Source organism: Citrobacter sp. RHBSTW-00017 (genome assembly GCF_013797615.1).
Lineage (GTDB): Bacteria > Pseudomonadota > Gammaproteobacteria > Enterobacterales > Enterobacteriaceae > Citrobacter > Citrobacter braakii.
The window spans coordinates 2,250,481-2,269,854 of record NZ_CP056899.1 but is presented as its reverse complement, the minus strand read 5'-3'; the positions used below and the strand labels follow the sequence as shown (position 1 = coordinate 2,269,854).

17 protein-coding genes are annotated in these 19,374 nt (G+C 54.6%); 15 read left to right on the top strand and 2 right to left on the bottom strand.

Annotated elements, in window-relative coordinates; all coding sequences use genetic code 11:
• The first annotated feature begins 1 nt into the window (after nt 1).
• The 12 genes from HV037_RS11015 (at nt 2) to HV037_RS10960 (ending at nt 14,576) form a co-directional block, all read left to right on the top strand.
• On the top strand, nt 2–970 hold the full coding sequence (locus HV037_RS11015; RefSeq protein ID WP_181500330.1) for a spore coat protein U domain-containing protein: 969 nt from the start codon (nt 2–4) through the stop codon (nt 968–970).
• 321 nt (nt 971–1,291) lie between these two features.
• Nucleotides 1,292–2,566: a Glu/Leu/Phe/Val dehydrogenase gene (locus HV037_RS11010; RefSeq protein ID WP_016153352.1), complete on the top strand. Its 1,275-nt coding sequence runs from the start codon at nt 1,292–1,294 to the stop codon at nt 2,564–2,566.
• Nucleotides 2,567–2,891: 325 nt separating this feature from the next.
• On the top strand, nt 2,892–3,962 hold the full coding sequence (dhaK, locus tag HV037_RS11005; protein ID WP_016153353.1) for a dihydroxyacetone kinase subunit DhaK: 1,071 nt from the start codon (nt 2,892–2,894) through the stop codon (nt 3,960–3,962).
• Between the two features lie 11 nt (nt 3,963–3,973).
• A complete protein-coding gene (dhaL, locus tag HV037_RS11000; protein ID WP_016153354.1) occupies nt 3,974–4,606 on the top strand; it encodes a dihydroxyacetone kinase subunit DhaL in 633 nt (210 codons plus the stop codon).
• 10 nt (nt 4,607–4,616) lie between these two features.
• Nucleotides 4,617–6,047: a dihydroxyacetone kinase phosphoryl donor subunit DhaM gene (gene dhaM, locus HV037_RS10995; protein ID WP_016156772.1), complete on the top strand. Its 1,431-nt coding sequence runs from the start codon at nt 4,617–4,619 to the stop codon at nt 6,045–6,047.
• 171 nt (nt 6,048–6,218) lie between these two features.
• Entirely contained in the window at nt 6,219–7,931 is a 1,713-nt protein-coding gene (locus tag HV037_RS10990) for an alpha,alpha-trehalase (protein WP_181500329.1), read from the top strand.
• A 208-nt stretch (nt 7,932–8,139) separates the two neighbouring features.
• Entirely contained in the window at nt 8,140–9,162 is a 1,023-nt protein-coding gene (locus HV037_RS10985; protein WP_016156773.1) for an ABC transporter substrate-binding protein, read from the top strand.
• Nucleotides 9,162–10,148, top strand: a complete 987-nt coding sequence (locus HV037_RS10980; RefSeq protein ID WP_016156774.1) for an iron ABC transporter permease — start codon at nt 9,162–9,164, stop codon at nt 10,146–10,148. Before HV037_RS10985 ends, HV037_RS10980 begins: the two co-directional genes overlap by 1 nt.
• The gene (locus HV037_RS10975) at nt 10,145–10,906 is read left to right on the top strand and encodes an ABC transporter ATP-binding protein (protein WP_131346189.1); all 762 of its coding nucleotides are present in this window, start codon (nt 10,145–10,147) and stop codon (nt 10,904–10,906) included. Before HV037_RS10980 ends, HV037_RS10975 begins: the two co-directional genes overlap by 4 nt.
• Nucleotides 10,907–10,915: 9 nt before the next feature.
• Entirely contained in the window at nt 10,916–11,728 is an 813-nt protein-coding gene (locus tag HV037_RS10970) for a class I SAM-dependent methyltransferase (RefSeq protein WP_016156776.1), read from the top strand.
• Entirely contained in the window at nt 11,725–12,582 is an 858-nt protein-coding gene (modD, locus tag HV037_RS10965; protein WP_016156777.1) for a ModD protein, read from the top strand. Before HV037_RS10970 ends, modD begins: the two co-directional genes overlap by 4 nt.
• 23 nt (nt 12,583–12,605) lie before the next feature.
• Nucleotides 12,606–14,576 carry a TonB-dependent receptor gene (locus HV037_RS10960; RefSeq protein ID WP_016156778.1) on the top strand — a complete coding sequence of 657 codons (1,971 nt, stop codon included), beginning with the start codon at nt 12,606–12,608 and terminating at the stop codon, nt 14,574–14,576.
• A gap of 41 nt (nt 14,577–14,617) precedes the next feature.
• On the opposite strand, the gene HV037_RS10955 is transcribed toward HV037_RS10960, so the two are convergent.
• Nucleotides 14,618–14,872 carry a GlsB/YeaQ/YmgE family stress response membrane protein gene (locus HV037_RS10955; RefSeq protein WP_016153363.1) on the bottom strand — a complete coding sequence of 85 codons (255 nt, stop codon included), beginning with the start codon at nt 14,870–14,872 and terminating at the stop codon, nt 14,618–14,620.
• 200 nt (nt 14,873–15,072) lie between these two features.
• Between HV037_RS10955 and ycgR the strand changes: the two genes are divergently transcribed.
• Entirely contained in the window at nt 15,073–15,807 is a 735-nt protein-coding gene (gene ycgR / locus HV037_RS10950) for a flagellar brake protein YcgR (protein ID WP_181500328.1), read from the top strand.
• An 11-nt stretch (nt 15,808–15,818) separates the two neighbouring features.
• Here the strand turns inward: ycgR and emtA are convergent, their stop codons facing one another.
• Nucleotides 15,819–16,430 carry a membrane-bound lytic murein transglycosylase EmtA gene (emtA, locus tag HV037_RS10945; protein WP_016153365.1) on the bottom strand — a complete coding sequence of 204 codons (612 nt, stop codon included), beginning with the start codon at nt 16,428–16,430 and terminating at the stop codon, nt 15,819–15,821.
• Nucleotides 16,431–16,528: 98 nt separating this feature from the next.
• Here emtA and ldcA point away from each other — a divergent pair, with 98 nt between their 5' ends.
• Together ldcA and HV037_RS10935 are read left to right on the top strand one after the other, a co-directional pair.
• Nucleotides 16,529–17,443 carry a muramoyltetrapeptide carboxypeptidase gene (gene ldcA, locus HV037_RS10940; protein WP_019076960.1) on the top strand — a complete coding sequence of 305 codons (915 nt, stop codon included), beginning with the start codon at nt 16,529–16,531 and terminating at the stop codon, nt 17,441–17,443.
• A gap of 97 nt (nt 17,444–17,540) precedes the next feature.
• Complete coding sequence (locus tag HV037_RS10935; protein ID WP_016153367.1) at nt 17,541–19,280, top strand: potassium/proton antiporter; 1,740 nt, start codon at nt 17,541–17,543, stop codon at nt 19,278–19,280.
• Nucleotides 19,281–19,374: the final 94 nt, after the last annotated feature.

Below are 19,374 nucleotides of genomic sequence, written 5' to 3'. Positions count from 1 at the left end.
CATGAGGTTAAGGCATCTGTTACTCATCGCAGCCGTACTCTTTTGTCCGGCGATTAGCCATGCCGTAACCTGTTCGGTGAGTAATGTGCAACCCATAAATTTGGGCTCAGTCAATCCGCTGTCTGCAACAGGCGCAACGTCATCAATGACGTTCAACTACACCTGCACCAAAGAGCTTGGCGACGCGCTGGCAGGGATCAACCTCTGTTTTAATATTGGCGCCTCAGCCGTCAGTGGCCAGGTGACACCTCGAAATATGTCATTAAACGGAACACCTGCCAGAACGCTGGCATACCAGCTTTACCAGGATGCCGGACACACCAAAGTCTGGGGGAGTCAGTATCAGTCGGGAACAACTTTTCCAATGGTACAGCTTAACCTGCTGAATCTGACGCCAGTGACGGGCTCACTCACGGTATCAGCGCAGATTGTCACGCCACAAACCTCAGCGGTCCCCGGAAGCTATCAGGATAGCTATACGGCGGCGACAGCCCTTGTCACCCTCAATCCTGGATTGCTTTTCCCGCCGACCACCTGTGGCGATACCGTTGCCGCCAGACTTCCCTTCACCGTATCGGCGACGGTCAGCAAACAGTGCAATATCACCTCTGCAACCAATATTAGCTTTGCGCCCGCCGGGGCGACCGGGCGTAACCTAACGGCTTCAAATACCGTGGGCGTAGCATGTTCCAATAACACGCCTTACACCATCGGACTTCAGCCCTCTAACGGCAATACGGCAGGCAGCAGCGTGATGGCCGGCACGGGGTCAAATACGGACAAGGTCCCCTACCAGCTTAGCTCGACGCCGGGGCCGTCCGGTACGGTTTGGGGCAATTCATCGCTCAATACCGTCGCGGGCAACGGTACGGGAACCACCACCACCTACCCGGTTTACGCCACCGTTCCCAGCGCGAACTACACGCCTGACAATTATGCTGATACCGTTACCATCGCCGTGACCTACTGACCCCAGCTTAATCGCAATAAAGCAAATACATTTTATTATCATATTATTTACTTTTAGAGGTGCGTCATAAATCTGACAAATTGCGATTTTTATAAATCATGCATATTAAATTATCCAGTCAGCAAAATAACCGAAATATCCGCACAATCAAAGAATAACTATTCACTTCTCAGCTAAAGCCCACACGCTTCATGCCGATAAACCGTGTTAGCCGGACAGGCCATTCCATGAAATAAATGTTAAATTTAGGTTCATATGGTGTGATTCACTGTATACCACGGCCAAATTAAGAACATATTACTTTTATAACTAAGGTTTATCATGGATAAGTTATCTTACGCTTCAGATAGCAGCACATCTGCCTGGAATACCTACCTGCAACAAATCGAGCGTGTGGCCCCTTACCTGGGCGAACTTTCCCATTGGGTGGATACCCTGCGCCACCCAAAACGCGCGCTGATTGTCGATATCCCGGTGCAGATGGATGACGGTACTATCCGTCATTTTGAAGGGTATCGCGTGCAACATAACCTCTCCCGCGGGCCAGGCAAAGGCGGTGTGCGTTATCATCCTGATGTTGATCTTAATGAAGTGATGGCCCTGTCCGCATGGATGACCATCAAATGCGCAGCGTTGAACCTGCCGTACGGCGGTGCGAAAGGTGGCGTGCGCGTCGATCCGTTCTCGCTTTCCGAAGGTGAACTGGAGCGTTTAACCCGCCGTTATACCAGCGAAATCGGCATTATCATCGGGCCGCAGAAAGACATTCCTGCGCCGGATGTGGGGACTAACGGAAAAGTAATGGCCTGGATGATGGATACCTACTCCATGAACCACGGCACCACCGTGACCAGCGTGGTCACCGGTAAACCTATTCACCTCGGCGGCTCGTTAGGCCGTGATAAAGCCACCGGTCGTGGTGTTTTCGTCAGCGGTCTGGAAGTGGCGCGTCGTGCCAACATCGACGTTGAAGGCGCTCGCGTAGCGGTGCAAGGTTTTGGTAACGTCGGCAGCGAAGCCGCCCGCCTGTTCGCGGCAGCAGGAGCACGCGTGGTCGCGATTCAGGATCACACCGCAACGCTGTTTAACTCAACGGGTATCGACATGGCCGCGTTGTCTGCCTGGCAACTGGAGCACAAACAGATTGCCGGTTTTCCGGGCGCTGAAACCATTGCCAGCGAAGCCTTCTGGAGCCTGGAGATGGATATTCTGATCCCGGCCGCGCTCGAAGGCCAGATCACCCGTCACCGCGCGGAAACGCTTACCTGTAAACTGGTACTCGAAGGCGCTAACGGCCCAACCTATCCGGATGCCGACGACGTTCTGGCAAGCCGCGGTATCGTGGTTGTCCCAGACGTTGTTTGTAACGCCGGCGGCGTAACCGTCAGCTACTTCGAATGGGTTCAGGACATGGCTAGCTTCTTCTGGAGCGAAGAAGAGATTAACAATCGCATGGACAAAATAATGACCGATGCGATGGTACACGTGTGGGAAAAAGCGGCAGAGAAATCCTGCTCACTGCGTACGGCAGCCTACATTGTTGCCTGCGAACGCATTCTGTTGGCACGTAAAGATCGCGGAATTTATCCGGGCTAACGCCGAAATCGACCTTGCCTACAAACCACCTGCTCTGCAGGTGGTTTGTTTTCCCTAAACACCCGTGAATCAGCTTCCCGGCCAAATACGGCCCAACCTCTCATTTTCGCTGTTTTATGCACCATGACGTTCCAATACGGAACATTATTATGTTGCTACGTTTCGTATTGAAACGCCCATTACAGCAATTTTCTTTTGCCAACCCGTGTGCAAAATTACCTTATCGGCAGCGAGCAGTCGCCGTGGCGTTGTATAACCCGATACCCTACATCAGATGCCTGCCCGAATCTGGCAGCCATCCAGGACTGTCTGCGGAGCATAAATAATGAAAAAATTGATTAACCGTGTTGAAGACGTACTGACTGAACAACTCGCCGGACTGGCGAAAGCGTATCCTTCCCTGGCACTGCATCAGGATCCGGTATATGTCACCCGCGCAGATGCGCCGGTAATGGGCAAAGTGGCGCTGCTTTCCGGCGGCGGCAGCGGACACGAGCCTATGCACTGCGGCTATATTGGTCAGGGCATGCTCTCTGGTGCCTGCCCGGGTGAAATTTTTACCTCACCCACGCCGGATAAAATGTTCGAATGCGCCATGCAAATTGATGGCGGCGAAGGCGTACTGCTGATCATCAAAAATTACACCGGCGATATTCTTAATTTCGAAACCGCCACCGAGCTGTTGCATGAAAGCGGCGTCAAAGTCACCACCATGGTAGTGGATGACGACGTGGCGGTGAAAGACAGTCTGTATACCGCCGGTCGTCGTGGTGTGGCGAATACCGTATTGATCGAAAAACTGGTCGGCGCTGCCGCCGAACGCGGTGACTCACTGGAAGTCTGTGCGGCGCTGGGTCGTAAACTGAATAACCAGGGCCACTCCATTGGGATAGCCATTGGCGCCTGTACCGTTCCGGCCGCCGGACAACCGTCGTTCACGTTGCAGGATAACGAAATGGAGTTTGGCGTGGGTATCCACGGGGAACCGGGCATTGACCGCCGCACCTTCACTTCCCTCGATCAGACCGTTGATGAAATGTTCGATACCCTGCTGGAAAACGGCAACTACAGCCGTACGCTCCGCCACTGGGACAACGTTCAGGGCGCGTGGCAGGAAGGCAAAGAAAGCAAACGCGCGTTGCAAAGCGGCGATCGCGTCATTGCGCTGGTCAATAATCTCGGTGCGACGCCGCTGTCAGAACTCTTCGGCGTGTATAACCGCCTCGAAAGCCGTTGCCAGGACGCCGGCATCGTCATTGAGCGCAATCTGATCGGTTCTTACTGTACCTCTCTGGATATGACCGGCTTCTCAATCACCCTGTTACAGGTGGATGACGACACGCTGAGCTTATGGGATGCACCGGTTCACACCCCTGCTCTCAACTGGGGTAAATAAGGAGATACATGATGTCCCTCAACAGAACACAAATTGTTAACTGGCTCTATCGCTGCGGTGAGATCTTCACCACCGAAAGTGATTTTCTCACCGGTCTTGATCGGGAAATTGGTGATGCCGACCACGGTCTGAACATGCACCGCGGCTTTAGCAAAGTCGTCGAAAAGCTGCCGTCCATCGCCGATAAAGACATTGGTTTTATTTTGAAAAACACCGGCATGGTGCTGCTCTCAAGCGTCGGGGGGGCCAGCGGTCCACTGTTTGGTACCTTTTTTATCCGCGCCGCCCAGGTGACCCAGGCTCATCAAAGCCTGACGCTTGAGGAGTTGTATCAAATGATTCGTGATGGCGCAGAAGGTGTGATTAGCCGCGGTAAAGCTGAACCTGGCGACAAAACCATGTGCGATGTCTGGCTGCCGGTAGTGGAATCTTTACGCCAATCCTGCGAGCAAAAGCTGAGCGTACAGGCGGCGCTGGAAGCGGCAAGCCAACAAGCGGAAGCAGCAGCGCAAAGCACCATCACCATGCAGGCCCGCAAAGGCCGCGCCAGCTATCTCGGTGAGCGCAGCATTGGGCATCAGGATCCCGGCGCAACGTCCGTAATGTTTATGATGCAAATGCTGGCTCAGGCGTCCAGAGAGTAAGGATAAAGCGATGGTAAACCTGGTTATTGTTTCTCACAGCGCCCAGTTGGGCGAAGGCGTCGGCGCGCTAGCCCGGCAGATGTTAATGGGTGATGGATGCAAAATCGCTATTGCCGCAGGCATTGACGATCCTGAGAATCCGATTGGTACCGATCCTATCAAGGTGATGGAAGCCATTGAGTCCGTGGCCGATACGGATCACGTGCTGGTGATGATGGATATCGGTAGTGCGCTACTGAGTGCGGAAACCGCGCTGGAACTGCTCGATCCGGCCATTGCCGCCAAAGTACGTTTGTGCGCCGCGCCGCTGGTCGAAGGCACGCTCGCCGCAACGGTTAGCGCTGCCGCAGGTGCTGACATCGAGCGGGTCATCTGTGATGCCATGAATGCCCTCGACGCCAAATGTGAGCAACTGGGTTTACCTTCGCCATCTGCAGCAAAGCCGACATCTGCCGAATTCGCGCCCGATGCAGATGCTCATTCAGTGGCCATTGTGGTGAAAAACCCAAACGGCATTCATGTGCGTCCGGCTTCACGGCTGGTTTCCGCGCTGTCTGGCTTTAACGCCGATATGTGGCTGGAGAAAAATGGCAAGTGCGTCGTCCCTGATAGCCTGAATCAGATTGCCCTGCTGCAGGTACGCTGTAACGACACGCTGCGCCTGATTGCCAAGGGCGAACAGGCAGAGGATGCACTGGCCGCATTCAAACAGCTGGCGGCTGAGAATTTTGGTGAATCGCTCGAGCCCGCGCATGCTGATACCGTGGTGACGAAGGTTCCCTCACAGGTCACGGGGACGGCATTCTGTTACACACCGTTCTCACCACAGGTAAGCCAGCAGCCTGTAGCCTCACTCCAGATTGAGCAGCAACGGTTACGGGTCGCTATCCAAAGCACGCTGAACGACTTAAGCGAGCTAACCGCGCTTGCAGAAGAGAGATATTCCGCAGATATCGCCGCTATTTTCTCCGGTCACCACACGCTGTTGGACGATCCGGATCTGTTCGATATGGCTTGTGATCTAATGCGTGAAACGCAGTGCAGCGCGGCCTGGGCCTGGCATCAGGTGCTGAGCGATCTCAGCCAGCAGTATTTACAGCTCGACGATCCTTACCTGCAGGCGCGATACATCGATATTGAAGATTTGTTGTCTCGTTCACTGCAGTATTTAACGGGAGAGACTGCACAAATTCCCGCGTTCATCCGCCCCACTATTTTGGTCGCGGAGGTCATCTATCCATCTACGGTGCTGCAACTCGATCCGAAGACCATCAAAGGCATCTGCCTGCGGGACGGGAGCGAAGCGTCCCACCCGGCGATTATCGCCCGTGCAATGGGGTTATGTTGGTTATGTCAGCAAGGCGAGGCCATCGAGAGTATCACGATGGGTGATACCCTGACCCTTGACAGCGTGGCCCAGCGGATAACCCGCGCGGACTGATGTCGGTTGCACGCCCTTTGCCGACAAAGGGTGTGCATCTTTTCGATTCGCGTCGGGAAATGTCTGTTTATTCGCAAAATGGGGCGTCGATCACGCGCAACGGTCGATCCTGAACTAAGGTTTTCTCATGGTAAATGCCGCTGCTTCGGCACACCCTAAGGAGATTAACCGATGATAACGCCTGCAACTCGCCATCCAGGCCTGCTCTCTGTTGCAATAAAACTGACGCTCGCAAGCACCTTTTTTGCCCTTTCCTCTTTTGCCGTCAACGCCGAGGACGCGCCAACCGCAACGCCTCAGCCGCCTGATATTTTGCTTGGCCCACTGTTTAACGATGTACAAACGGCCAAACTGTTTCCTGACCAGAAAACCTTTGCTGACGCCGTCCCTAACAGCGATCCATTAATGATCCTTGCCGATTACCGGATGCAGAAAAATCAGTCCGGATTCGACTTACGTCATTTTGTGGAAGTGAATTTCACCTTGCCGAAAGCTGGCGAGAAATACGTCCCTCCAGCCGGGCAATCGCTGCGCGAGCATATTGACGGACTGTGGCCGGTACTCACTCGTTCGACAACCGACGCTGAAAAATGGGACTCTCTGCTGCCGCTCCCGGAACCGTATGTCGTGCCTGGCGGGCGTTTTCGCGAAATATATTATTGGGACAGCTATTTCACCATGCTGGGGCTTGCCGAGAGCAATCACTGGGATAAGGTCCCCGACATGGTGGCAAACTTCGCTTACGAGATTGATTCCTGGGGGCACATTCCTAACGGCAACCGCACCTACTATCTGAGCCGTTCTCAACCGCCATTCTTTGCCTTTATGGTGGAACTGCTGGCGCAGCATGACGGGGATGACGCGCTGAAAAAATACCTCCCGCAGATGCTCAAAGAATACACCTACTGGATGGAAGGCGTCGAAACGCTCCAGCCCGGTCAGCAGAATAAGCGCGTGGTTAAACTGGATGACGGCACCATTTTGAATCGCTACTGGGATGACCGCGATACGCCGCGGCCAGAGTCTTGGGTGGAGGATATCGCCACAGCGAAAAGCAATCCGAACCGACCGGCCACAGAAATCTACCGCGACCTGCGTTCTGCCGCCGCGTCGGGTTGGGACTTTAGTTCCCGCTGGATGGATAACCCCAATCAACTAGGCACCCTACGCACCACCAGCATTGTTCCAGTCGATCTCAATGCGTTGATGTACAAAATGGAAAAGATGATCGCCCTCGCCAGCAAGGCCGCCGGGGATAATGCCAAAGCTGCACAATATGAAGGCTTCGCTAATGCCCGACAAAAAGGGATCGAAAAGCACCTGTGGAACGACAAAGAAGGCTGGTATGCCGATTACGATCTGAAGAGCCACAAAGTACGTAACCAACTCACGGCCGCCGCCTTGTTCCCGTTGTATGTCAATGCAGCAGCAAAAGATCGCGCCAGTAAAGTGGCCGCGGCAACCCAGGCGCATTTGCTGCAACCCGGCGGCCTGGCCACCACGTCAGTGAAAAGCGGCCAGCAGTGGGATGCTCCCAACGGCTGGGCCCCGCTCCAGTGGGTCGCCGCATCGGGATTACAGAATTACGGTCAGGATAACGTCGCCATGGACGTGACCTGGCGATTCCTCACCAACGTGCAGCACACCTACGATCGTGAGAAAAAGCTGGTTGAAAAGTATGACGTGAGTAGCACAGGCACTGGCGGAGGCGGCGGCGAATATCCGTTGCAGGATGGTTTTGGCTGGACCAACGGCGTAACGCTAAAAATGCTCGACCTGATCTGCGCCAAAGAAAAGCCCTGTGACAGCGTGCCCGCATCGCGCCCGGCCCCGGCAAGTACCACGCCAGTCGAGCCTAAAAAACAGGCTCAGCCGACGTCTTAATGCCGTTACCTGAAGCGTTTTACTCCCCGAATCCGCGCTGCGTCGCGGATTTTTTCAGGCTTATATTTCGCCATTCCTGTTGTCTCTACGCCATCTAGCCCTTATGGGGTATTCCGGGTTTTCATCCGTGAGAAATTGATTCTGAACATGTTTTTATTCGCTGTATATGTAAATATATAGCGATTTTATCACCTTCAGGATAACAATTATGCCACTGACAAGACGGATGTTTGCCCAGCTTGTGGCATCTGCACTGCTGCTACGCCATCTTCCCGCCTTGGCTCAAACGCCGCTAACCGTTGCCGTTGGAGGCCACCCAGCGCCAGAGGCGACCCAACGCGTGGTCAGCGCAGGCGCACCCGCCGACATGCTGCTGCTGGCCGTCGCGCCGGAAAAACTGGTTGGTTTTTCATCCTTTGATTTTTCTCGTCAGACCGCCATCCCGTTTCACGAAGACATTCGGGCTTTACCGAAACTGGGCAAGCTGGCGGGGCGCGCCAGCACACTCTCGCTTGAAGCGCTACTGGCGCTTAAACCCGACCTGGTGATTGACTGCGGCAATGCCGATGAAACCTGGCTTTCTCAGGCCAGACAAGTGAATGCGCAAACGCAAATTCCCTGGCTGCTGATTAATGGCGAACTGCGGCTCAGCCCGCAACAGCTACTCGCGGCAGGTGAAGCGCTGGGAGTCGCAACACGGGCCAGGACTCAGGCCAAACTGGCCCAGCGTTTTATTGATGAAGCCCTCGCGTTTTCACACTCTCCCGCAGCAAAGCTGCGTTTTTATGCCGCGCGCGGCGCCCGCGGACTTGAAACAGGATTACAAGGTTCATTGCATACCGAAGCGGCAGAACTACTGGGATTACACAATGTGGCGCAAATTCCTGGGCTGCACGGGCTGGCGCAGGTTTCAATGGAAAACCTGTTGAGCTGGCAGCCCGATATTATTCTGGTACAGGATGCGATTACGGCACAGTACCTGCGAGAAGATCCCGTCTGGCAAGGAGTCAAAGCGGTTGCCGATCGGCGCATTCTGTTTCTCAGCGGCCTGCCGTTTGGCTGGCTGGACGCGCCTCCCGGCATCAATCGTTTGCTGGGGTTACGCCGTCTGCATGCCTGGCTTGATCCACAGGTTGAAGCGGGCTTTAAAACCGATATGCAGCGCTACAGTGAACTGTTCTGGCACACCACGTTAAGCGACGCACAGTATCAACAACTGGTGAGCGTCTGATGAAAACATCTACCCTCGGTTTTCTGATGATTACGACGGTGGTGCTTTGCGCGAGCATCGCCGCGGTGTCGGGTGCTTATCGCCTCGATGCACAACAGGTCGTGGATCTTATTGCGGGCAGGGATGGCGTCCCGATGCAGGACAAAATCGTCTTCTGGCAAATCCGACTGCCGCGCATTCTGGCTGCATTGTTACTCGGCGCAGCGCTGGCTGGCGCAGGAACCACTTATCAGGGAATGTTCCGTAACCCACTGGTTTCGCCGGATATCCTCGGCGTGGCGGCCGGTGCCGGTTTGGGCGCCTGTACGGCAATCCTGCTGGGGCTACCAATCCTGTTTATTCAGCTGTATGCGTTCACTGGCGGTTTGTTAGTGGTCGCCGGTGTCTGGCTGATTACCCGGCGAGTCAAGCGTCACGATCCGGTGTTAACACTGGTGCTGGTCGGGATTGCGCTGGGTACGGTCTGCGGTGCGGGAATTTCGCTCATCAAAACGCTGGCCGACCCGTATACCCAACTTCCGTCGATCACCTTCTGGCTGCTCGGCGGTTTATCGACAATTACTCTGCACGATCTGTGGTTCTCAGCACCGCTGATCCTTGCTGGACTGGTCCCGTTATTGCTGTTGCGCTGGCGCATGAACCTGCTCACCCTGTCGGATGATGAAGCCCGATCGCTTGGGATCAACGTCTCCCGACTGCGGCTGGGACTGATCGTCTGCGCAACGTTAGTCACCGCCTGTACCGTCGCCATTGCCGGCATTATCGGCTGGATTGGACTGGTGGTGCCGCACATCGGCAGACTCCTCAGCGGGAATAACCACCAGCAGTTACTGCCGGTGTCCATGGGGATCGGCGCCATTTTACTCCTGCTCACCGACACCCTCGCCCGCACGCTGAGCCGCACGGAAATCCCGCTGGGGATCCTGACTGCATTTATTGGCGCACCGTTCTTTTTGCTGCTTTTGCTGCGGGGAAACCGCCCATGACGCTATTACTCGTGCGCCACGCGTCGCTGGGATACCACAGTAAACAACCCGTGTTACGCGATATCTCCTTTCAGGTTTCGCCCGGTTCTGTCTGTTGTCTGATTGGTGCTAACGGCAGCGGTAAAACCACCCTGATGCGCACCATTCTCGGCGTTCTTCCGCCACTTCACGGTGACATTCTGCTTGATGGCGTCGCGGTGAATCATCTCAGCGATCGGGAACGCGCCGCAGCCATCGCCTGGGTTCCTCAGGCGCACGACGGCGCGTTTGCCTTCACCGCGCTGGACATGGTGATGATGGGACTGGCCCCGCAACTGGCGGCATTTGCGGTTCCCGGCGCTAAAGAGCGTGAAATTGCGCATCAGCAACTGGCGATGCTGGAGATTTCTCACCTGGCACTTCGACGCTGGAACACCCTGAGCGGCGGCGAACGGCAACTGGTGTTGATCGCTCGCGCGCTGGCGCAACGTCCGCGTCTTTTATTGCTGGATGAACCCGCATCCAGCCTTGATTTTGGGCATCAAATCCGTCTGCTCGACACGCTGGTGACGCTGAAAAATTCCGGTATGGCCCTGCTGATGTCGACCCATCACCCGTTGCACGCCCGGGCAATCGCCGACAGCGTGGTACGGGTTGAACCAAACGGCGAGGTGTCGCAGGGTCTGCCTGAACATCAGCTCGCCGCCGACCGCCTGGCCGCGCTGTATCGCGTTACACCGTCACAAATTACCCACCATCTTTATGGTTCACTCAATTAAGGAATATTCATGCTCATTGACGACATTGATTTTGCCGATCTTTACCGTAAGCAATTACAGCTGGCGAACAGAACCGAGAAAAAGCCGGAGCACTGGGACAAACGTGCGGAAAAAATGGCGGAGAATTGCGCCTCATTAACCGACAGCTATCTGTTGCAACTGCTGGGGAAAATCGACCTGCAAGGTGCAGAGTCGCTGTTTGATATGGGTTGCGGCCCCGGTACAGTCTCGCTGGCGCTGGCTAAAAAAATGCCAATAATTTACGGCGTAGATTACAGCCAGGGAATGCTGAGCGTAGCTGCCCGCCGCGCCGCACAAATGAACGCCCGTCACGTACAATGGGTGCAACGAGCCTGGGAAGAGCACTGGGATGATTTACCCCAGTGCGATATCGCCGTCGCCTCGCGCTCCACGCTGGTTGCCGATATGCGCCAGGCAATGAGCAAGCTGAATAATCAGGCCCGGCTGCGGGTTTATACCACCCACCTTGTCAGTTCATCTTTCGTTTCTCCCACCATTCAGCGCGCACTTGGCCGCGAAGTGATTGAACTGCCCAACTATATCTATGCGCTTAATGTTCTGTATCAGATGGGGATCCACGCGCATGTTGATTTTATCCGCGGTCCCAACTGTCAGCAGGACAACAGCACCTGGACGCGTTTTCTGGAAAACGTGCGCTGGAGTATGGGTGAACTGAGCGCCGACGAGGTCGAACGTCTGGAAAACTGGTATCAACAGCAGGATCCACGCGCTATTGCCCCCGCCAGCCGTGACTGGGCGCTTATCTGGTGGGACAGCATCCCGCGGGAGGCGCTGCGATGATCTACTTTTCGCAGGCGCAAACTGACGCGCTGCTGCTGGAAGATATTCAGGGCGGCGATCTGACCACCCGCGCGCTGGGTATCGGCGCCCAACCAGGCGTCATCGAGTTTAACCATCGCCAGGGCGGATGCGTTAGCGGTACCGCTGTTGCCAGACAAATGCTGACGTCATTGGGATTAACCGTCACCGATATTTTGTCTGATGGCGAACGGGCGAACGCCGGACAGCGACTGATTCGCGCACACGGACCGGCGGCGGCGCTGCACCAGGGCTGGAAAGCGGTACAAAATGTACTGGAGTGGAGCTGCGGCGTGTCGGGCTATCTCGTCGAGATGCTGAGCATGCTGCATCAACGCTATCCCGATGGGCAGATTGCCTGCACCCGCAAAGCCATTCCCGGTACGCGTTTACTGGCGACTCAGGCAATACTTGCCGCCGGGGGCATTATCCATCGGGGAGGATGCGCCGAAACGGTACTGCTGTTTGCTAATCACCGCCGTTTTCTTACCAACCCAAACGACTGGACAGGCGCGATTGCGCGCTTACGCAGCCATGCGCCAGAAAAAAAGATCGTGGTCGAAGCGGATACGCCAGATGAGGCATTGGCCGCCCTACGCGCCGCCCCTGATGTCCTACAACTCGACAAATTTACCCCCGAGCAGGCGGCAGAAATTGCCCGTCAGGCCCCTGCTCTGGCCCCCCATTGCACGCTGGCACTGACCGGCGGCATTACCCTCGCCTCGCTGGCGGGTTATCTCGACTGCGGTATCAGACTCTTTATCACTTCCGCGCCTTACTACGCTCCACCTGCGGATATCAAAGTGAGCCTGAGCCCGGACGCACGTGGCCTATAACATCAAAAAATGGACTAAAAATAATGAATTTCAACAAAAGTTGTCTTTACACAGCCCTGTCGTTTGCTTTCGCGCACAGTGCTTTTGCTGGGCAGGAAAGCGAAAACATGACCGTCTGGTCTAGTCCGGTCTCCGCGGCAACCACCACGGTTCTCGGCCAGGAAACGATACAACAGCTGGATAAACAGAACGTGGCGCAGGCGCTGAGCGTCGTCCCCGGCGTCGTGCTGCAAAAGTCAGGCAACCGCAACGAGCAACAGGTAAAAGTGCGCGGATTTGACAGCCGTCAGGTTCCCGTCTTTTTTGACGGCGTGCCGGTGTACATCCCCTATGACGGCAACCTCGATTTAGGCCGTTTTCTGACATCCGATATCGCTTCGGTTGAAGTCTCCAAAGGCTACTCGTCTCTGTTGCAGGGGCCAAACCAGATGGGCGGTGCCATCAATATCACTACAAAAAAACCGACCAAACCGCTTGAAGGCAGCATTGGCTATCGCCAGGGCTGGAGTCGCAGCAAAGACAACGCCCACGATATGCACGCTTCATTTGGCGCCAGTAACGATCTCGGCTATATCCAGCTCAGCGGCAGTCAGTTGAAGCAGGATTTTCTTGGATTACCGCATGGCGTGGACAACCCGGTTGCGGGCAGTCACGGCAAGATGATCAACTCTTCCGCTGATGACAAGCGTGGCATCGTGAAGCTGGGCTTTACCCCTCGTGGAGATGATGAATATGTGCTGACCTATATAAATCAGGACGGTGAAAAAGATAATCCACCGTACGCCGGAACCAGCAGCCAGAAATCACGCTACTGGCAATGGCCACAATACGATAAAGAGAGCTATTACTATCAGGGAACCACGCATCTGGGCGACCGTTTTACTCTGAAAAGCCGTCTGTATCGCGACACCTTTGAAAATACGTTGATGATGTACAACTCGCTGGCCGATCTGAAAAATAAGAAAGGCAGCTACAGCCATTATTCGGACTATAGCGATGGGGCTGGCCTGCAGCTCGCTGCGGATATGCGAGAAAACGATCTGCTCTCTTTCGCCGTGAACTGGAAGGACGATGTTCACCGCGAGAAAGGCGCACCGAATGCGGCTTACGACCGCTACGAAGACCGCACCTGGTCCGTGGCCAGTGAATACCAGTGGGCTGCGGCGGATAATGTCGATGTGGTGGCGGGAATAAGCTATGACTGGCGAGACAGTCTGGAAGGTATGAAGCACGAGAAAAACGGCAGCGTCACGCACTACGATGACAACAATCAGTCGGCCTTTAACTGGCAGGTGATGACCAAATACCACTTTGAAAATTCAGACACATTAGCGCTGTCTTACTCTGACAGAACGCGTTTCCCAACGTTAAAAGAACGCTACACGACCTCGAAACCGGCCTATAACCAGGTAGCCCTGGTCAATCCACAGCTTAAACCGGAGCGCGCCCGCAGCGTGGACCTGACATGGAATGGTTCACTTAGCCAGAACTGGGGATTCGAAGCCAGCGTGTATTACAACCGCATCAGCGACGCGATTCTTTCGCACAATATTGATGCCGATACCATCCAGAATCAGAACAGTGGTCGGGTGGATTACACCGGCCTGGATGCAGGCGTTAAAGGTAAAGTTTTTAATATGCTGGACGTCGGGCTGAGCTACGGCCTTATTCATGCGGACGCCAAACGCAGCGATATCGGTAAGATTACCGATCTGCCGACGCAAACCCTGACCGCCTGGATGACGCTGAAACCGTGGGAGCCACTCAGCATTACGCTGTCCGAAGAGGCCCGTTCGTCAAGCTATAGCAATACCGACGGCTCGCAGAAAGCCGCTGGTTTCGCCATTACCCATTTGCGCGCTGATTACGCCATTGGCCACGGGTTTAGCGTTAACGCTTCGGTCAATAACCTGTTCGATACGCAGTACGTTTACAGTGAAGGATTTATTGAAGAGGGGCGTAATTACTGGGCGGGTATTGAGTATCAGTTCTGACTTAACAATGCAGAAAAACGGCCCCGTCAGGGGCCGTTCGATTAATCTCGTCGTACAAGCCGAAAGACACCCAACACAACAATCGCGCCGACCACGGCCACCAGGAAGCTGTGGAGATTAAACCCGCTGATATCGCCGCCGATACCGAACATCGTAGCCAGCCATCCACCGACCACAGCACCGATAATACCGAGAATGCAGGTCAGGATAAATCCACCGCCATCGCGCCCCGGCATAATCAGTTTGGCGATAACCCCCGCAATCAGACCAAAAATAATCCAGGTAATAATTCCCATTTCCAGGCCCTCTTTCCAGTGAACGCACGCGCAAGACATTCTTGCGCCAGCACGTTAAGTATAGGCAAGCCATCGCTACGTGCTTTTTCCCTCAGACTTAATTCATTGGGTTTGGTAAAAAATTTCATCCATTTGTATTAAGTTCCGTTGATTGATGCCGATAATCCAACGATAAACCAGGCATCCAGGAGTCATTAGGTGTGAGTAACTACAATGAGCAGTTCCTGAAGCAAAATCCGTTAGCGGTGTTAGGCGTACTCCGGGACTTAAATTCGCAGCAGGTTCCGCTGCGTATCTCCTGGTCAGGTGGCCAGTTCATCAGCAAAATACTGGCGGTCAGCCCGGACGAACTGATCATGGATTTTGGTAGTCAGGAATATGAAAACCAGGCCGTGCAGCGAGCCAATCAAATTACGATTATCGCCGAAACGCAGGGAGCCAAAGTGGAGTTCACCCTGCCACAGCTGAAAAAAGGCGAATACCAGCGGCTACCCGCATTTATCTCATCATTGCCGCCATCTCTGTGGTTCGTCCAGCGTCGGGAATATTTCCGTATCGGTGCTCCACTGCATCCCCCCTATCGCTGCACGGTAAAAATGCCGGATAACAGCACGCTGTGTTTTCGCTTATTCGATTTGTCTCTTGGCGGTATGGGCGGGCTGTTAGAAACAGCAAAACCAGAGGGACTGGTAGAAGGCATGCGCTTTTCACAGGTTGAACTGAACATGGAGCAATGGGGAGTGTATCAGGTGGACGCCCAGCTAATTTCCATTAGCGAACGCAAAGTTATCGACGGGAAAAACGAAACAATTACCACTCCCCGCCTGAGCTTTCGTTTTCTCAACGTCAGCCCGGCGGTGGAGCGTAACCTACAGCGGATTATTTTTTCCCTCGAGCGCGAGGCCCGGGAAAAGTCGAATAAGGTGCGCGATTAGCATCACCTGAATTACATCACATCCAGCGCTTGTTGAAGCTTCCAGATATAGCGCGGAGCCTGCGGCGCCGGATGATTATCCGCAACATGTTCAATAAATTCATCCGGGCTGAGATCGTTTATCTTATTAATGGCTTTTTTCCTGTCGGAGGAGAACGTTCGCAGCAGCGCGCCCGCACCGTTGGCGTACGATACCACCAGCGCATATTGCATCACCTGCGGATCTTCGATCCCGGCCAGCGGCCCGGTCTCAAGAATGCTCAGGTATGCGGCCCCCATCGAGATATTGCGCTCAGGATTTTTCAGCTCGCTGGTTGACGGCTCGCCACTCCACCCCATGCGACGATAAACATCACGCCCTGACGTAGAGGCTTTTAACTGCATCAGGCCAATCGCATTAGACTTACTGACCGCATTCGGATTTCCACCTGATTCAATGGCGATGATCGCGGTAATCAATTGTGGACTGACACCCCAGGCCGCACCGGCTTTTTCGCTGATCGGCATCCATTGCATTGCGCGTTTAACCGGAACTTCAGCATTCCACGGCGGATTTTTGTAATCCTGTTTTGAACTACAGCCCGCAAGTAATACAACCAAAAAAGCAAACCATCTCAATTTCACGTCATCTATCCTTATAGCCGGAACCTGTCGCTGAGGTGACAACGACATACCTACGCGGCATGATATACATTTGGTTTTAGTTGTAGCAAGGAAATGCCATGTCCCGGTTTCACTTAATTGCCCCGTCGGGCTACTGTATCAACCAGCAGGCTGCCTTACGCGGGCTGGCGCGTCTTACTGAGGCCGGTCATCAGGTCGACAATTCAGCGGTCATTGCGCGCCGCTGCCAGCGTTTTGCGGGTACAGAAGCAGAACGGCTTGCTGATGTGAACGCGCTCGTAAATCTGAACACGCCCGATACCATTGTGATGGCAGTACGCGGCGGCTATGGCGCGAGCCGTTTACTGGCAGATATTGACTGGCAGGCGCTGGCGAACCGTCAGCAACACAACCCACTGCTGCTGTGCGGACACAGCGATTTTACCGCAATCCAGTGTGGTCTGCTGGCGCAGGGGAATGTGATTAGCTTCAGCGGCCCGATGCTGGCGGCTAACTTTGGCGCCGAGGAGATGAACGCATTTACCGAGCACCATTTCTGGCAGGCTGTTCGCAATGCCCAATTTACCCTCGAGTGGCAAGGTAACGGTCCGGCATGTGCGACCGAAGGTACGCTATGGGGCGGAAATCTGGCGATGCTCATTTCTCTGATGGGCACGCCGTGGATGCCCGCTATCGAAAACGGCATTTTGGTGCTGGAAGACATTAACGAGCATCCTTTTCGCATTGAACGCATGCTGCTGCAACTGTATCACGCAGGAATACTGGCCCGACAAAACGCCATTATCCTCGGCAGTTTTAGCGGCAGCGCACCTAATGATTACGACGCGGGTTACAGTCTTGACTCAGTTTGTGATTTTCTACGCGCCAGGTTATCGGTTCCGGTGATCGACGGCCTCGATTTTGGTCATGAACAACGCACCGTCACCTTGCCGTTGGGGGCCAGAGCGGTACTGAAAAATGATAAAAACGGCGCTCAGCTCACCTTAAGTGGGCATCCGGTACTTAAATCGTAAAAAAAGCGGTTAACAGGGCTAAGTAAAACGCTGTTTCTGTCGTTATTATGTTAGGGTTTATAAATACGAAACAGCGTAATTCAGGAGTAACCGAACGTTGGATGCCGCAGCAATAATTAGCCTTTTTATTTTGGGTTCCGTACTCGTCACCTGCAGTATCTTACTCAGTTCATTCTCATCACGTCTTGGTATCCCTATTCTGGTGATATTTCTCGCTATCGGTATGTTAGCGGGAGTCGACGGCGTGGGCGGTATTCCTTTCGATAACTACCCTTTCGCCTATATGGTGAGTAACCTGGCGCTGGCGGTTATCCTGCTCGACGGCGGGATGCGCACCCAGGCCAGCTCATTTCGTGTCGCGTTAGGCCCGGCGCTGTCGCTGGCGACCGTCGGGGTGCTGATAACCTCCGGACTCACCGGCATGATGGCCGCGTGGCTGTTTCATCTGGATCTTATCGAAGGACTCCTGATTGGCGCGATTGTCGGTTCAACCGATGCCGCGGCGGTTTTTTCCCTGCTCGGCGGCAAGGGGCTTAACGAGCGTGTTGGCTCTACGCTGGAAATTGAATCCGGGAGTAATGACCCGATGGCGGTGTTTTTGACCATCACGCTTATCGCCATGATTCAAAATCACGAGACCGGTTTAAGCTGGATGTTTGCAGTGCATATTATCCAGCAGTTCGGCTTAGGGATCATACTGGGTCTCGGTGGGGGCTACCTGCTTCAGCAAATGATTAACCGCATTTCACTGCCTGCCGGGCTTTATCCGCTATTGGCCTTAAGCGGTGGGATCCTGATTTTTGCCCTGACCACTGCACTGGAAGGCAGCGGTATTCTGGCGGTCTATCTATGTGGTTTCCTGCTGGGTAATCGCCCCATCCGCAACCGATTTGGCATTCTGCAAAACTTCGACGGTCTGGCATGGCTGGCGCAAATCGCCATGTTCCTGGTGCTGGGACTGCTGGTTACGCCGTCCGACCTGCTGCCTATCGCGATACCTGCGCTGATTTTGTCTGCATGGATGATATTCATTGCCCGTCCGCTGTCGGTCTTCGCCGGACTGCTGCCGTTTCGTGGCTTCAATCTGCGCGAGCGCATTTTCATCAGTTGGGTGGGCCTGCGCGGTGCAGTCCCCATCATCCTCGCCGTGTTCCCAATGATGGCGGGTCTGGAGAATGCGCGCCTGTTCTTTAACGTCGCGTTCTTCGTGGTTCTGATCTCGCTGCTGTTTCAGGGAACGTCGCTTTCCTGGGCCGCCAAAAAAGCCAAAGTGGTGGTTCCTCCCGTCGGCTGGCCCGTTTCGCGCATTGGTCTGGATATTCATCCGGAAAACCCCTGGGAGCAGTTCGTTTATCAGCTCAGCGCGGATAAGTGGTGTGTAGGAGCCGCACTGCGTGACCTGCATATGCCGGAAGAGACGCGAATTGCCGCCCTGTTTCGTGACAACGTGCTGTTTCACCCATCCGGCAGTACGCGGCTGCGTGAAGGCGATGTTCTGTGCGTCATTGGTCGTGAGCGCGATCTCCCTGCTCTCGGCAAGCTGTTTAGCCAGTCGCCGCCGGTATCGTTAGACCAGCGCTTCTTCGGTGATTTTATTCTCGAGGCCAGCGCAAAATATGCCGATGTGGCACTGATTTATGGCCTGGAAGATGGCACAGAGTATCGTGATAAACAGCAAACGCTGGGTGAAATTGTCCAGCATCTGCTTGGCGCCGCGCCGGTCGTCGGTGACCAGGTTGAATTTGCTGGCATGATCTGGACGGTTGCTGAGAAAGAAGATAATGCGGTGCTGAAGGTCGGTGTTCGCGTTGCTGAAGATGAGGATGAGGCGCGTTGATGCTTTTTGCCGGGCGGCGGCAGCGCTTTGCCCGGTTTGCGCTCTGCGTCGCATAAACGGTGTAGCCGGATGAAACGCATCAGCGTCGACATCC